Origin of the sequence: Mesorhizobium sp. AA23, assembly GCF_001672435.1 — a bacterium.
Taxonomy (GTDB): Bacteria; Pseudomonadota; Alphaproteobacteria; order Rhizobiales; family Rhizobiaceae; genus Mesorhizobium.
The window spans coordinates 535,252-549,405 of record NZ_LYTP01000001.1 but is presented as its reverse complement, the minus strand read 5'-3'; the positions used below and the strand labels follow the sequence as shown (position 1 = coordinate 549,405).

Sequence of the window (14,154 nt, the reverse complement as noted above, 5' to 3'; positions counted from 1 at the left end):
GGCGCGTGTTGCGTCCCTCCGCCGGCTAAAGTCAGAAGGCTTCGTCAGATGACCGGGAAGCCCGGGTGGCGCGGCGGCGGCTCCTGGCCGAAATATTCCTTGAAGGCAGCGTCGTAGAGCGCCGTCTCGTGGCCGAACATGGCGATGGTGAAGGTCTGGTTGACGTAGGTCAGCCAGTCGAGGTCGCCCTGCCTGATGGCCGCGCCGTAAAGCATCGAATACCAGCTCTTGCCGGCGTCGAAGTATTTGTCCGGGTTGCGCGAGGCGAGCCAGCGCACGGTGGAGAGGTCGACCGCGGCGGCGTCGACACGCTTGGATTCCAGCGCCTGCAGCACGTTGGCCTGGGTGTCGATCTGCATGACCTGCGCCTGGGGCAGGGCAAAGTGCACCGAGTTTTCGGCATCGACATTCTGCAGGATCGAGATGCGCGTGGCGGAGCCGTTCGCCAGCAGCTTGTCGAAAGTCTTGTTCTCGGAGCCGGGCAGCGTCAGCAGCGCGACGCCTTCGACATAGTAGGGGCGCGAGAAGTGGATCAGCTGCGAGCGCTGCGCCGTCATGGTCATGAACTGGATGGTGATGTCGACCTTGTTGGTGGTCACGTTCGGAATGCGCTGCGCCGGATCCTGCATGACGAATTCGACCTTGGTCGGGTCATCGAAAAGGCCCTTGGCGAGGATGCGCCCCATAGTGATGTCCATGCCGACCAGCTCGCCGGCATCGTTCTCGAAATGCCACGGCGCGTTGGTGCTGCCGGTGCCGACGATCAGCTTGCCGCGATCGAGCGCGGTCCGCAGCACGCTATCGGACGCGGCTTGCGCGGCGGCCTTCTCGGCGCTGACCGCGGTGAGCGCGCCGGCGGTGGCAAGTCCGGCCATTCCCAATTTCAGAAAATCACGTCTTCCGGATGTGTCGTTCACGGCGACCTCCTTTGGTGTGTGTTCCCCATGAATACACGCGTCAGCAATCGATATACGATTGTCTCTTACAAGAGACGTATGTATCCTGTACAAGACAGATACTAACACCGGGAATCGACAATGCAAGACGGCGAAGCGCTGACCGAGTGGCAGGCCGCAGGTTCGGACGAGGACAGGCCCGCGAACTCTCGCGAGAAGGGTCTCAACCGCGCGCTGCACATTCTGGAGTTCCTGCATGCCACGCAGCGCGCGATCGGCATCGGCGAGCTGGCCAAGGGGCTCAACGCCCCCCGCTCGACGACTTACACGCTCGTTCGCGAGCTGGTCGGTGCCGGTCTCCTGGAGATGGCCGGCGACGGCAACCGCGTCTATTTCGGCAAGAAGCTTTACCTCTACGGAATGGCCTATATGCGCGGCAACGACCTCCTCAGGCGCGGACGGCAGGAGGTCGACACGCTGTCGCGCGAGACCGGCGAGACCTCGGAGCTGTGCATGCTGCAGAGCGGCCGCTACACGATCGTCCATTCGAGCCCGGGCACCAGGCCGTTCCGCATCAGCTCGGCCACCGGCCTGCAGATCCCGCTGCCTTGGACCGCGTCGGGCCGGCTGCTGCTCGCCGGCCTGGAACGCAGCCGGATCGAGGCGATGATCTCCCAGGACGACCTCGTGCTGCCGGATGGCCGCAAGATCGAGCTCGACGACTTCATCGACGACATCGCAAAAGCCCGCGTCACCGGCTATTGCGTGACGTCGGGCCTTGTCGACGCCTATACCAAATGCTTGGCGGCGCCGGTCTTTTCAGCGCCCGGGAAGATCGAGGCGACGATGTGCCTGGTGGTTCCGATCGACACGTCGGAAGATCGGACAGGCGAGCTGGTCGCGCTGCTGCGTGACCGCGCCGCGCGGCTTTCGATCCCCTAGCCGTCGAGCGAAGGAAGCTGCCGGTCAGGCGATGATGTCGGGGATGATGCGGTCTTCCAGCGCCATCAGCCGGTCCTTCAGCATCAGCTTCTTCTTCTTCATGCGCTGGATCTGCAGCGGGTCGCAACCCATGGCGATCATCGCATTGATGGCGGCGTCGAAATCGGCGTGTTCCTGTTTGAGCCGGGAATATTCGAGGCGTATCTCAGCCTGTTCCTGTTCGGACATTATCTACCGTCTGCGTATGCGTCGCCCAGGGATGGGCCTTTGGGCGGGGCCGGTGGGGTTTGTGACCGGCGCGCCGCTGATATCACATTTCACATTGTCGTGGAATGCTACCACGCGGCATTCGACATCGAGATTGGTTGGTGGCAAACTGTCATCGTGCCGTCACAGTTGCGACCTGCGGTGGACGTGCCTGAGACGGCTGCAATCGAGGAATCCATGAAAGGGAGAACCAATCATGTCTCTTGCATCCCATCTTGATGAGCTGCAGCGGAAGCACGGCGACATCGAGCGCGAGCTTATCGACGCGATGAATCATCCTTCGGTAGACGACCTCGAGATCGCCACTCTGAAGCGGCGCAAGCTGGCAATCAAGGACGAGATTGAAAAGCTGAAGGCAAAACCGACGGCACACTGAAACTCCTCTAGGCAGCATAAACCGCACCCGTCGGGTGCAAGCCAACCGGTGGCAAGAATGCCGTCGGTACGGTGAGTTTACGCTGAATTTCCCGAGTCTTCCCGGAATGCAACCGCAGCCCGATGTGGGCTGCTGAACCGCGCGGCCGCCAACCAAGCGCAGCCGATTTGCGGACCGTGGCTGTCACCGGCCATTGACAAGCCATCTTTGCTCCGCCACCTCATGCCCGGAACTTCCAGATGAAGGCGGCCGGCATGACCGGATATTTTTCTTCTCCTTTCCCGCGGCGCGCATCGGTCGGCGTCGATGTCGGCGGCGTGATGGTCGGCGGCGGCGCGCCGGTCGTCGTGCAGTCGATGACCAACACCGATACCGCCGACATCGATCAAACCGTTGCCCAGGTGGCGGCGCTGCATCGCGCCGGCTCGGAGATCGTGCGCATCACTGTCGACCGCGACGAGAGCGCCGCTGCCGTGCCGCGCATCCGTGATCGGCTGGCCCGGCTCGGCGTCAACGTGCCGCTGGTCGGCGACTTCCACTATATCGGTCACAAGCTGCTCGCCGATCACCCGGCCTGCGCCGAGGCGCTGGCGAAATACCGCATCAACCCCGGCAATGTCGGCTTCAAGGAAAAGAAGGACCGCCAGTTCGCCGCGATCGTCGAGATGGCGATCAGATACGACAAGCCGGTGCGCATCGGCGTCAACTGGGGCTCGCTCGACCAGGAGCTCTTGACCCGGCTGATGGATGACAACCAGGGCCGGGGCTCGCCGCTCACCGCCCAGGAAGTCACCCGCGAGGCGATCGTGCAGTCGGCGATCCTGTCGGCGGAGATGGCGGAAGAGATCGGGCTCGGCCGCGACAAGATCATCCTGTCGGCCAAGGTCAGCGGCGTGCAGGATCTGATCGCCGTCTATACCGAGCTTGCGACCCGCTCCAACCATGCGCTGCATCTCGGGCTGACCGAGGCCGGCATGGGCACCAAGGGCATCGTCGCTTCCTCGGCTGCCATGGGTATCCTCCTGCAGCAGGGCATCGGCGACACGATCCGCATCTCGCTGACGCCGGAGCCGAACGGCGACCGCACGCGCGAGGTGCAGGTGTCGCAGGAACTTTTGCAGACGATGGGCTTCCGGCAGTTCGTGCCGATCGTCGCGGCCTGCCCCGGCTGCGGCCGCACGACCTCCACCGTCTTCCAGGAGCTGGCCCAAAGCATCCAGGCCGACATCCGCAAGAACATGCCGGTGTGGCGTGAGAAATATCCGGGTGTTGAGAACCTCAAGGTCGCGGTGATGGGCTGCATCGTCAACGGCCCCGGCGAATCCAAGCATGCCGATATCGGCATATCTTTGCCCGGAACCGGCGAGACGCCGACAGCGCCGGTGTTCATCGACGGCAAGAAGGCGGCGACGCTGCGTGGCCCCTCGATCGCGCAGGATTTCGAAAAGATGGTCGCCGACTATATCGAGCAGCGGTACGGACACGGCAAAGCCGCCGCGGAATGAGCCATGCAGCGCTTGCTCAGGACGGCACTGATCCTGATTTGCGCGCTGATCCCTGCCGGTCAGGCATTCGCCGATCCGCCGCAGTCGCGATCGGCCGCAAAACGGCTGATCAACCGCGTCTGTGATCTGATCGAAACTCAGGCCGAGCAAAATGGCCTGCCCAAGGATTTCTTCGCCCGGCTGATCTGGAAGGAGAGCCGCTTCGATCCCAATGCGGTGAGCCCCGTGGGCGCCGAAGGCATCGCGCAGTTCATGCCGGGCACGGCCAAGCTGCGCGGGCTTGCCGATCCCTTCGACATCGGGCAGGCGATCCCCGCCTCGGCCAAGTATCTTGCCGAGATGAAGGCGGGCTACGGCAATCTCGGCCTCGCGGCTGCCGCCTACAATGCGGGCGAGAACCGCGTATCGCGCTGGCTGTCCTCCGGCGGCTTCCTGCCGATGGAGACCGAAAGCTATGTCTTCGACATCATGGGCGAGCCGGTCGACAAGTTCTCGGACACCGCCTATGCCGGCACTATCCGGCCGCTCGATCCGAAGATGAGCTTCGCGGTCGCCTGCCGCAGGCTGCCGGTGATCATGTCGCGGACCGTCGCCATGGCCTCGATCAACTTCAAGCCGTGGGGCGTCCAGGTGGCCGGCAATTTCCGCCGCTCCGCCGCAATCAGCCAGTGGTTGCGGGTTCGCGGCCGATTCCCTTCCCTGCTTGGCAGCCATGATCCTGTGGTCAGCCGCGTGCGCACGCCGATCGGCCGGCGCGGCATCTATGCGGTCAGGATCGGTGCCGACTCGCGCGCCGAGGCCAACGGCATCTGCAATAAGCTGCAAAGCGTCGGCGGGGCGTGCCTGGTTATGCGAAATCGGTAGCTCAAGCCGTCTTCGCCGCCACCGTCTCGCTGAGCCAGGTGCCGATCTTGGCGCCGAGGCGGTCGGGAGAGACCGGCTTCGGCAGGTAGTCGTCCATGCCGGCTTCCATGCATTTTTCGCGGTCGCCCTTCAGCGCATGCGCGGTGACGCCTATGATCGGCGTATGGCTGCCGCTCTGCCCTTCGATGGCGCGGATGGCGCGCGTCGCCTCGTAACCGTTCATCTCAGGCATGGAGACGTCCATCAGCACCAGCCTCGGGCGCAGCGAGCGGTACATCTCAACCGCGGTGCGGCCGTTGCCGGCAATGCGATAGCTGAGGCCGAGGCCGTTGAGGATCTGGCCGAAGACCAATTGGTTCACGTCATTGTCCTCGGCGATCAGGATATCGATCGGACCGCCCGGCGCCGCCGCCGGTTCGGGCGCGAGGACCGGAACGGCTGGACCGCGGATGACGGTGAAGGGCGGCGGAGCTGACTGGACGACGACCGGCTCGCGCACGAAATGCGCCTTGCCGCCTTGCGTGCGCGCCTTCTGGATGGCGGAGATCACGGTGCCGAGCAGCACCGCCGAACGCGCCGGCTTGGTGAGATGCGCGACGATGCCGAAATCGATCACCAATCGGCCGAAATCGACCTGGTCGACCGAGGTGAGCAGCACGACCGGAATGGAGGAAAGGCGGCTGTCGGCGGCGATCGCCTTGGCGACATCGGCGCCGTTCATGCCGGGCATCTGGTAGTCAAGGATGATGCAGTCGACCGAAGCGCCGAGCTGGCAGGCGCGGTCGAGGAAGGCGAGGCCGACGGCGCCGCTTTCGGCCGCGGCGCAGTCGAAGCTCCAGCTGCGCAGCTGCTCGAGCAGGATCTCGCGATTGACCGGGTTGTCGTCGATGACCAATACGCGGGCGCCGGTGACGTCGACCGGCACGATCTCGTCGCGCGCTTGCTGTTTGTGTGCCGGCAGCGGTACGGCGAACCAGAAGACCGAGCCGCGGCCGATCTCGCTTTCAACGCCGATCTTGCCGCCCATCAGGTCGACGAGGCGGGCGGAGATGGCAAGGCCGAGCCCGGTGCCTTCGTGACGGCGGGTGGACGAGCCGTCGACCTGGGCGAATTTCTCGAACACGCTCTGCAGCTTTTCGGCGGGGATTCCGATGCCGGTGTCCTCGACGCGGACCTTGAGCTGGACGGTCCCATCGACCACATCGCCGCCGACATCGATCAGCACATGCCCCTTCTCGGTGAACTTCACCGCATTGCCGAGCAGGTTGGTAACGATCTGGCGGAAACGGCCGGCGTCGCCGACGACGAAGCCAGGCAGGCGCGGGTCGACGCGCACGATGAGCTCGAGGTTCTTTTCGGCAACGCGGGCCGAGACCAGCGTGGCCACGTCCTCGACCGCTTCGGCCAGGCGGAACGGGGCGGGGTCGAGCGTCAGCTGGCCGGCATTGATCTTCGAGAAATCGAGAATGTCGTTGATGATGGTGAGCAGCGCGTTGCCGGATTTGACGATGACGTCGGTGAAGGTCCTCTGGCGCGGCGTCAGCTCGGTCTTGGCGAGAAGCTCGGCCATGCCGAGCACGCCGTTCATCGGCGTGCGGATCTCATGGCTCATATTGGCGAGGAATTCCGATTTCGCCCGGTCGGCCGCCTCGGCCTTGAACAACGATGCGGCGGTTTCGGCGAAGGCGCGGCGGATCGCGTTCTCCATCGGCCGGAAGATCAGAACCGCGGCGATGGCGATGACGGCGATCAGCAGACCGCTCGCCCATAGGAGCAGCCGGTCGCTGGCGGCATCGGCGAGGCGCCGCTCGTCATCGAGCGCGGTGCGCACGCGAACCAGCATCGGCTGGGCGAAAAGATCGTTCTGGTTGCGGATCTCGCGGTAGCTCCATTCGTCGACTGTCTGGGCCACCGACATCAGGTTGAAATTGCGCACCATGTCGCGCGCCGACCAGAACAGATCGTCGTTCACCGAAGCGGATTCGAGCGCATTGAGCGTATTCTTCGACAGCCGCGGCCTGATCGCCGCGAGCTGCGCGTTCAGGATTTCGATCTCGCCCATCAGCCGTTCGGAATGGCCGCGCGCGGCTGCGGTCAGCCCATCGCGGGTCTCAGCCCGCCACACGGTTCCGGTCGTCTCGGCGAAATTGGTGGCGTTGCGCAGGTCGCGCGAGAAGATGACGAAATTGGCGCTCAAGGCATCGACTTCGTGGCGGTATGAGTTCACGCGGTTGAGCGCGAACATGACGGCCGCCGAGGCCAGGGCAAAGACGAGCAATCCCGAAATATAGCGGACCCGGATCGACCGGATGAAGGAGGAATACTCCGGCATGCGTAACCCCAACCCAAACGCACAATTTTAACGGTCGGGATTACGCTTGATTTACATTAAGATTTCGTTGGTGCGGCTGCCTGTCTTGCCTGCGCATTTAGGGCTCAGAGGCAGATTTAAGCACGTCAATCCGTCGACAGGGAAAACTCGTTGGCGATGGTGACGTGGTGGTGAATGCGGCCCTCGAAATATCGGGACAGCACCGCTTCGGTCGCGGCGCGCGATTCGGCGCGGGCTGGGCTCGCGAGGGCCGCGTCGACCGCCGCCATGTCGCGGTAATTGATCGCCAGGATCATCGGGAATTCCGGCGCGCCGTCGTCGCGCTTCTCGGCAAAGCTGACGCGTACGTCTAGCGCGCCCGGGAAAGCCTTCCACTTCGGCAGGACGGTTCTGATCACATCCTCGCGGAAGGCTTCGGTTTGGCCGTCCTTCACCTTGCCTTCAAACAGCGCATAGCGTGTGATCATGCTGCGGGCTCCTCATCCTTGCGTCGGAAAAATTCCATCAAAGCGGCCTGGTCCTCGCCACCCAGTCCGGCGGCCGTCAACAGCCGGTGCACTTCGGCGCAGACGGCCGTCAGCGGCATTGCGGTGTGCGTGCGCCGCGCCAGGTCCTGCGCGGCGTTGAGGTCCTTGACCATATTGTCGATGCGGCCGGTGCGCCGGTAGTCGAGGGTCGCAAAAACGCGGCAGGTATTCCTGCACAATGGCGCTGTCGGCGCGGCCGCCTTTCAGCGCCTGCGGGATCTTGAGAGCGTCCACGCCGGCATCGAGCGCCAGCCGGGTCGCTTCCGCCACAGCCATGAAGTTCAGGGCGCAGAGCACCTGGTTGATCAGCTTCGTCGTCTGCCCCGCACCGGCCGGGCCCATATGCGTATAGTTGCTGGCGACGTGGTGGAGCACCTTGTGCGCGTCCGCCACATCTTCCGCCTTGCCGCCGGCCATCAGCGTCAGCTCGCCGACGAGGGCTTTCGGCGCCCCGCCCGAGAGCGGGGAGTCGACCCAGCGCAGACTCTTTTCGGCGGCGTCCGCCGCCAGCTGGCGCGTCGCGTCGGGGTCGATGGACGACATGTCGATGATCAGCGTGCCGGGCTTCGCGCCAGCGGCGACGCCGCCATCGCCGAACACGGCGCGGCGCACGATCGCAGCGGAATTGAGGCTGAGGATGACGAAGTCGGCCGCTGCGGCGGCCGCGGCCGCGCTGGCCGCGGCGCTGGCGCCCTTCGCAACCAGCGTTTCCACCTTGGCCGTGTCGAGATCGAACACGAAGAGCCGGTTGCCGGTAGCGAGCAGGCGTTCGCCGATCGCTCCGCCCATGGCACCGGCACCGATTAGCGCGACTATGTTGGTCATGACGGTCGCTCCTCAAATCTGGACGTTATGTCCGCGACAATCTTTTCGAGCGGTGCGTCGATCGCCACCGCGATGGCATTCTCGTCCTTGCCTGGCACTTCCAACGTCGCGAACTGGCTGTCGAGCAGGCTGGTCGGCATGAAATGGCCGGTGCGCTCGCTCATGCGCCGGGAAATCAGTTCACGCGAACCATCGAGATAGATGAACAGCACCGGCGCGCGGGCCTGCTCGGTGATGAAATCGCGATAGGCGCGCTTCAGCGCCGAACAACCGACGATGACCGGTGCGGGCTGCAGCCTCAGCGTTCCGCCGACTTTCGACAGCCATGGCCACCTGTCGGCGTCGTCAAGCGGAATGCCCGCGCTCATCTTGGCGGTGTTGGCTTCAGGGTGCAGCTTGTCGCCATCCACATACGTCGCGTGGATCGCACGGGCCAGCGCCTCGCCAACCGTCGTCTTGCCCGAACCGGTGACGCCCATGACGACCATGCGCGGCGGCAGGTCAGATCGAAGCTGTGATGCCGCCATCGACATAGAGGACATGTCCGTTGACAAAGGAAGAGGCGTCCGAAGCCAGGAACACGCAGGCGCCGACCAGTTCTTCGACCTTGCCCCAGCGGCCAGCCGGCGTGCGCTTTTCAAGCCAGGCGCTGAAGGCCGGGTCGGCGACAAGGGCCGCATTGAGCGGCGTGTCGAAATAACCGGGCGCGATGGCGTTGCACTGCAGGCCGTGCCTGGCCCAGTCGGTCGCCATGCCCTTGGTGAGATTGCCGACCGCGCCCTTGGTCGCCGTGTAGGGCGCGATCCCCGGCCGGGCGAGCGCGGTCTGCACGCTGGCGATGTTGATGATCTTGCCGCGGCCGCGCCTAATCATGTGGCGCGCCACGGCCTGGCCGACATGGAAGACGCTGGCGACGTTGGTCTGCAGCAGGCGCTCGAACGCGTCGGCGGGAAAGTCCTCGAGCGGCGTACGGAACTGCATGCCGGCATTGTTGACCAGAATGTCTATCGCTCCGTGAGTCTGCTCGAACGCATCGATGGCGGCGCGTACCGCATCATGGTCGGTTGCATCGAAGGCTAGCGTCACAGCGCCGGGGACTTGCGCGGCCGCAACGGCGAGTTTTGCCTCGTCGCGGCCGTTGAGGACCACTTTGGCCCCGGCACCGGCGAGCCCTTTTGCCAAGGCAAAGCCGATGCCTTGCGAGGAGCCGGTGACGAGCGCGGTGCGCCCGGTGAGATCGAACAAGGTGGACGACATTTTCTCGATTGCCTCTCGTCGCTGTCCGTTTTATGTTATCGATAACATCAGCTGTCAAGTCAAGTGGAGCGAAAACCGATGCAGCGGCCCCATATCCTTCAGGTTGGACCTTATCCCGCGTGGGACGAGGTGCCGCTCAACGAAGCCTTCGTGGTGCATCGTTATTTCGCGGCCGAGGACAAGCCGTCCTTCCTCGCCGACGTCGGGCCGCAGGTCCGCGCCATCGCCACCCGCGGCGAACTCGGCGCGAACCGCGCCATGATCGAGGCGTGCCCGGCACTCGAGGTCGTCTCCGTCTACGGCGTCGGCTTCGACGCGGTCGATCTGTCGGCGTGCCGAGAGCGCGGCGTGCGGGTCACCAATACGCCTGATGTGTTGACCAACGACGTCGCCGATCTCGGCATCGCCATGATGCTGTGCCTGTCGCGCGGCATGATCGGCGCCGAGCGCTGGGTGCGCGACGGCAGCTGGGCCTCTAAGGGCCTTTACCCGCTGAAGCGCCGAGTCTGGGGCCGGCGGGCCGGCGTGCTCGGCCTCGGCCGCATCGGCTATGAGGTGGCCAAGCGTCTGGCCGGCTTCGGCATGGACATCGCCTACAGCGACGTCGCGCCCAAGGATTTCGCCGCGGACTGGGAGTTCGTCGCCGATCCCGTCGCCCTGGCCGGCCGTTCGGATTTCCTGTTCGTGACGCTCGCGGCGTCGGCCGCGACGCGCCACATCGTCAATGGCGAGGTGATCGCGGCGCTTGGCGAGGACGGCATGCTGATCAACATTTCGCGCGCCTCCAATATCGACGAGGATGCGCTGCTCGATGCGCTCGAGAAGAAGGCGCTCGGGTCTGCCGCGCTCGACGTTTTCGAGGACGAGCCGAAGCTCAATCCGCGGTTCCTGGCGCTCGACAACGTCCTTTTGCAGCCGCACCATGCGTCGGGCACCATCGAGACACGCAAGGCGATGGGCAAGCTGGTACGCGACAACCTCGCCGCCCATTTTGCTGGCCAGCCATTGCTGACGCCGGTGCTGTGAAATTGTTTTACGCAAGTTTTCACGCAAAGCCTGCCTGCACAGTCCGAGGAGTTCGCCTGCCATGAAGTCGATCGTCATCCACGCCGCCAAAGACCTGCGCATCGAGGACCGTCCGGTCGAGGAGCCGGGGCCGGGCCAGGTGCTGTTGCGTCTCGCCGCCGGCGGCATCTGCGGCAGCGACCTGCACTACTACAATCACGGCGGCTTCGGAACGGTGCGCCTGAAGGAGCCGATCATCCTCGGCCACGAAGTCTCCGGCGTGATCGAGAGCCTCGGGCCGGGAGTGAGTGGACTGCAGACGGGACAGCTTGTCGCCGTGTCTCCGTCGCGGCCCTGCTACAGCTGCCGCTATTGCCGCGAGGGCATGCACAACCAGTGCCTCAACATGCGCTTCTACGGCAGCGCCATGCCGTTCCCGCATATCCAGGGCGCGTTTCGTGAAATGCTGGTGGCGGACGCGATTCAGTGCGTCCCGGCCGATGGGCTGACCGCCGGCGAGGCGGCGATGGCCGAACCGCTGGCCGTCTGTCTGCACGCGACGCGCCGGGCCGGAGAGATGCTGGGCAAGCGCGTGCTGGTCACAGGCTGCGGGCCGATCGGCCTGCTGTCGATCATCAGCGCGCGCCGCGCGGGTGCGGCCGAGATCGTCGCCGTCGACATCGCCGATTTCACGCTGTCGATGGCCATGCGCGCCGGCGCCGACAAGACCATCAACACCCGAAGCGAGCCGGAAGGTTTGGCGCCCTACCTTGCCGACAAGGGGACCTTCGACATCCTCTACGAATGTTCGGGCGCGGCGTCGGCGCTGGCGCAAGGCATCGCGGCGCTGCGTCCGCGCGGCACCATCGTCCAGCTCGGCCTCGGCGGCGCCGAGATGGCACTGCCGATGTCGACGGTGACCGCCAAGGAACTGTCGATCAACGGCTCGTTCCGCTTCCATCCCGAATTCGCCGTCGGCGTCGAGCTGATGCGCAAGGGGCTCATCGACGTGAAGCCGCTGATCACCCACTCGGTGCCGGTCGACGAAGCACTTTCCGGCTTCGAGCTCGCCAACGACCGCGGCCAGGCGATGAAGGTCCAGATCGCGTTTGCGTGAGCCGCAACGGCGCGTTGCATTCCGCCGTGATATCGATAACGTACGGCCATGCAATCTTCGCCCAAAAGGCCGACCATGGCCGATGTAGCGCATCGCGCCAACGTCTCGACGATGACCGTGTCGCGCGCTTTCAAGCGCGACGCTTCGGTCAGCGCCGATACGCGCGACCGCATCCTCAAGGCGGCTGAAGAGCTCGGCTATGTCTTCGACAGCATCGCCGCCAATCTGTCGTCGCGGCGCTCCGGCTTCGTCGCCGCGACGATCCCCTCGATCAACAACGCCAACTTCGCCGACACGGTGCGCGGCATGACCGAGGGCCTGCGCGACAGCGGGCTGGAGATCCTGCTCGGCTTCACCGACTATAATGTCGAGGAGGAGGAACGCCTGGTCGGGCAATTGCTGCAGCGTCGCCCGGAGGCGATCATCGTCACCGGCGGCCGGCACACGCCGCGCTGCCGCAAGCTGCTGGCAAATGCCGGCGTTCCGGTGGTGGAGACCTGGGATTTGCCAGCCGATCCCATCGGCCACGTCGTCGGCTTTTCCAATGCCGATGCCGGGCGGCTGATGGTCGATCATTTCGTCCAGCGCGGCTATTCGAGGCTGGGCTTTATCGGTGGCGACACCTCGCGGGACACCCGCGGCCTGGACCGCCGGCGCGGCTTCGTCGCGGCGCTGGAGGACCGCGGCCTCGACGCTTCGCGCGTGATTGCCTCCGGCGTGCCGCCGATCTCGATGCGCGAGGGCGCGACCGCCATGGTCGAGATGATCTCGCGCTGGCCGGACACACAAGCGGTGATGTGCGTGTCCGACCTCTCCGCCTTCGGCGCCCTGATGGAATGCGTTCGACGCGGCATCCGCGTGCCGGACGACGTGGCGATTGCCGGCTTCGGCGCCTATGATCTCGCCGAGCAGTCGGTGCCTTCGATCACCACGATCGACGTCGGCGCGCATGAGATCGGCATCCGCGTCGCCGAGCTGGTGCTCGACCTGCTCAACGGGCGGCGAGCGCTCGATGACCGCGTCGTAGTCGGCATGACGCCCAGGGTTGTTGTGCGACACACGGCCTGAAGCGTCGGAAAAAACGAACGGCCGGCGGGATGATCGCCGGCCGCTCGCTGATCGTTCTGGAGGGCGTCTATTTGCCCCAGATCTTCTTGTATTGGTCGCGGTAGCCGTTGCCCGGGTCGAAACGGTTGTCCGGGCCGCCGTCGAACTCGACATTGTCGGAAGTCACCACATGCAGCGGCGAGATGTAGCCCGACCATTTCTCGCCGGCCATGGCGCGGTTGAGCTCGTCGACAAGCTGCCAGCCCTGCAGGTTCAGCGGCTCGGCCACCGTCACCTTCTGGAACTGGCCGGAGCGGATGCGCTGGTAGGCCGATTCCGAACCGTCGCCCGCCGCGACGTTGATCGGCGCATCGGTGCCGGACTTGCCGGCCGCCGCGAGCGACGGCCCCATAAAGTCGAAATAGAGGTCGTTGATCGCCAGCGAATGGGTCCATTGATCGCCGTATTTCTGCAGCAGCGAGGTGGTGAGCTGCGGCATGCGCTGCGAGGTCTCGGCGATCGGCGTGTCGACATATTCGAGCACCTTCCCGCCGAGATCCTCGATCTCCTTCTTCATCCGGTCCGCCTTGGCGATAGCGATCTGGTAGGTGGAATCGGTGAAGATGATGACGCCGGGCTTGCCCTTGGCGTCGACAAAGGCCCAGTCGGCCGCCGCCTTCGAAACTTGCATTGGATCGGTCGAGACGTTGGCGACGATGCCGAGATCGTCGATCGGGCCGACGGTCGGCGCGGCGTGCCAGGCCACCATCGGGATCTTGGCCGTCTTGGCCTGCTCCATCGCCGGCTTCTGCTCGACGGCGTCGAAGCCGTTGATGATGATGCCATCGGGATTGAGCGCCAGCGCCTGGCCGAAGGCAGCGGTGCGGCCGCCGATGGAGCCGGCGCCGTCAAGCGTCTTGACCGTCCACCCCAGGGCGGCAGCGGCTTCCTCGACACCCTTGGTGACGCCGAGGATGCCGCCGTTCTTCATGTCGGCGCCGAGCACGACGATGGTCTTGCCGGCAGCCCCTTTCGGTCCCGTGGTCGGTCCGTCCCACTTCTCGACCTTGCTGGCATATTTATCGACCACCGCTTTGGCGTCGGCCATCGGGTCGGCCAGCGCCGGCGAGGCGATGCCAAGCGCCAGGCAGGCAATTCCGAGCTGTAGGACTGTTCTGCGCTGCATATCGTTTC

General features: G+C 64.9%; 14 protein-coding genes and 1 pseudogene. 7 read left to right on the top strand and 8 right to left on the bottom strand.

Annotation, left to right across the window (positions count from 1 at the left end; genetic code table 11):
* Positions 1 to 44 precede the first annotated feature (44 nt).
* Positions 45 to 875 (bottom strand): transporter substrate-binding domain-containing protein, encoded by an 831-nt coding sequence (locus tag A9K66_RS02645; RefSeq protein WP_197504271.1) that lies wholly within the window; start codon positions 873 to 875, stop codon positions 45 to 47.
* A gap of 162 nt (positions 876 to 1,037) precedes the next feature.
* On the opposite strand from A9K66_RS02645, the gene A9K66_RS02640 reads away from it, so the two are divergent.
* Positions 1,038 to 1,838 (top strand): IclR family transcriptional regulator, encoded by an 801-nt coding sequence (locus A9K66_RS02640; protein WP_067319364.1) that lies wholly within the window; start codon positions 1,038 to 1,040, stop codon positions 1,836 to 1,838.
* Between the two features lie 24 nt (positions 1,839 to 1,862).
* Here the strand turns inward: A9K66_RS02640 and A9K66_RS02635 are convergent, their stop codons facing one another.
* The gene (locus tag A9K66_RS02635; RefSeq protein WP_067001951.1) at positions 1,863 to 2,066 is read right to left on the bottom strand and encodes a DUF465 domain-containing protein; all 204 of its coding nucleotides are present in this window, start codon (positions 2,064 to 2,066) and stop codon (positions 1,863 to 1,865) included.
* A gap of 235 nt (positions 2,067 to 2,301) precedes the next feature.
* Between A9K66_RS02635 and A9K66_RS02630 the strand changes: the two genes are divergently transcribed.
* From A9K66_RS02630 to A9K66_RS02620, 3 genes are all read left to right on the top strand, one after another.
* Positions 2,302 to 2,481: a YdcH family protein gene (locus A9K66_RS02630; protein ID WP_040998838.1), complete on the top strand. Its 180-nt coding sequence runs from the start codon at positions 2,302 to 2,304 to the stop codon at positions 2,479 to 2,481.
* A gap of 254 nt (positions 2,482 to 2,735) precedes the next feature.
* Entirely contained in the window at positions 2,736 to 3,986 is a 1,251-nt protein-coding gene (ispG, locus tag A9K66_RS02625) for a flavodoxin-dependent (E)-4-hydroxy-3-methylbut-2-enyl-diphosphate synthase (RefSeq protein ID WP_067319688.1), read from the top strand.
* Between the two features lie 3 nt (positions 3,987 to 3,989).
* Entirely contained in the window at positions 3,990 to 4,850 is an 861-nt protein-coding gene (locus A9K66_RS02620; RefSeq protein WP_067319362.1) for a lytic transglycosylase domain-containing protein, read from the top strand.
* A gap of 1 nt (position 4,851) precedes the next feature.
* Here the strand turns inward: A9K66_RS02620 and A9K66_RS02615 are convergent, their stop codons facing one another.
* The 5 genes and pseudogenes from A9K66_RS02615 to A9K66_RS02595 form a co-directional block, all read right to left on the bottom strand.
* Entirely contained in the window at positions 4,852 to 7,182 is a 2,331-nt protein-coding gene (locus A9K66_RS02615) for a response regulator (RefSeq protein WP_067319360.1), read from the bottom strand.
* Positions 7,183 to 7,307: 125 nt separating this feature from the next.
* Positions 7,308 to 7,649, bottom strand: a complete 342-nt coding sequence (locus A9K66_RS02610; protein WP_067319357.1) for a hypothetical protein — start codon at positions 7,647 to 7,649, stop codon at positions 7,308 to 7,310.
* Positions 7,646 to 8,534, bottom strand: a pseudogene (locus A9K66_RS02605) (NAD(P)-dependent oxidoreductase). The gene A9K66_RS02610 and the pseudogene A9K66_RS02605 overlap by 4 nt, the downstream one beginning before the upstream one ends.
* A complete protein-coding gene (locus A9K66_RS02600) occupies positions 8,531 to 9,067 on the bottom strand; it encodes a gluconokinase (protein ID WP_082953650.1) in 537 nt (178 codons plus the stop codon). Before A9K66_RS02600 ends, A9K66_RS02605 begins: the two are co-directional and overlap by 4 nt.
* Positions 9,036 to 9,791 carry an SDR family oxidoreductase gene (locus tag A9K66_RS02595; protein WP_067319353.1) on the bottom strand — a complete coding sequence of 252 codons (756 nt, stop codon included), beginning with the start codon at positions 9,789 to 9,791 and terminating at the stop codon, positions 9,036 to 9,038. Before A9K66_RS02595 ends, A9K66_RS02600 begins: the two co-directional genes overlap by 32 nt.
* A 78-nt stretch (positions 9,792 to 9,869) precedes the next feature.
* Between A9K66_RS02595 and A9K66_RS02590 the strand changes: the two genes are divergently transcribed.
* From A9K66_RS02590 to A9K66_RS02580, 3 genes are all read left to right on the top strand, one after another.
* Positions 9,870 to 10,817, top strand: a complete 948-nt coding sequence (locus tag A9K66_RS02590) for a 2-hydroxyacid dehydrogenase (RefSeq protein ID WP_067319351.1) — start codon at positions 9,870 to 9,872, stop codon at positions 10,815 to 10,817.
* A 61-nt stretch (positions 10,818 to 10,878) separates the two neighbouring features.
* Positions 10,879 to 11,913, top strand: a complete 1,035-nt coding sequence (locus tag A9K66_RS02585) for an L-idonate 5-dehydrogenase (protein WP_067319349.1) — start codon at positions 10,879 to 10,881, stop codon at positions 11,911 to 11,913.
* A gap of 75 nt (positions 11,914 to 11,988) precedes the next feature.
* The gene (locus A9K66_RS02580; RefSeq protein WP_082953666.1) at positions 11,989 to 12,981 is read left to right on the top strand and encodes a LacI family DNA-binding transcriptional regulator; all 993 of its coding nucleotides are present in this window, start codon (positions 11,989 to 11,991) and stop codon (positions 12,979 to 12,981) included.
* Between the two features lie 67 nt (positions 12,982 to 13,048).
* On the opposite strand, the gene A9K66_RS02575 is transcribed toward A9K66_RS02580, so the two are convergent.
* Positions 13,049 to 14,146, bottom strand: coding sequence for a substrate-binding domain-containing protein (locus A9K66_RS02575; protein ID WP_067319345.1), 1,098 nt, complete (start codon positions 14,144 to 14,146; stop codon positions 13,049 to 13,051).
* Positions 14,147 to 14,154 lie beyond the last annotated feature (8 nt).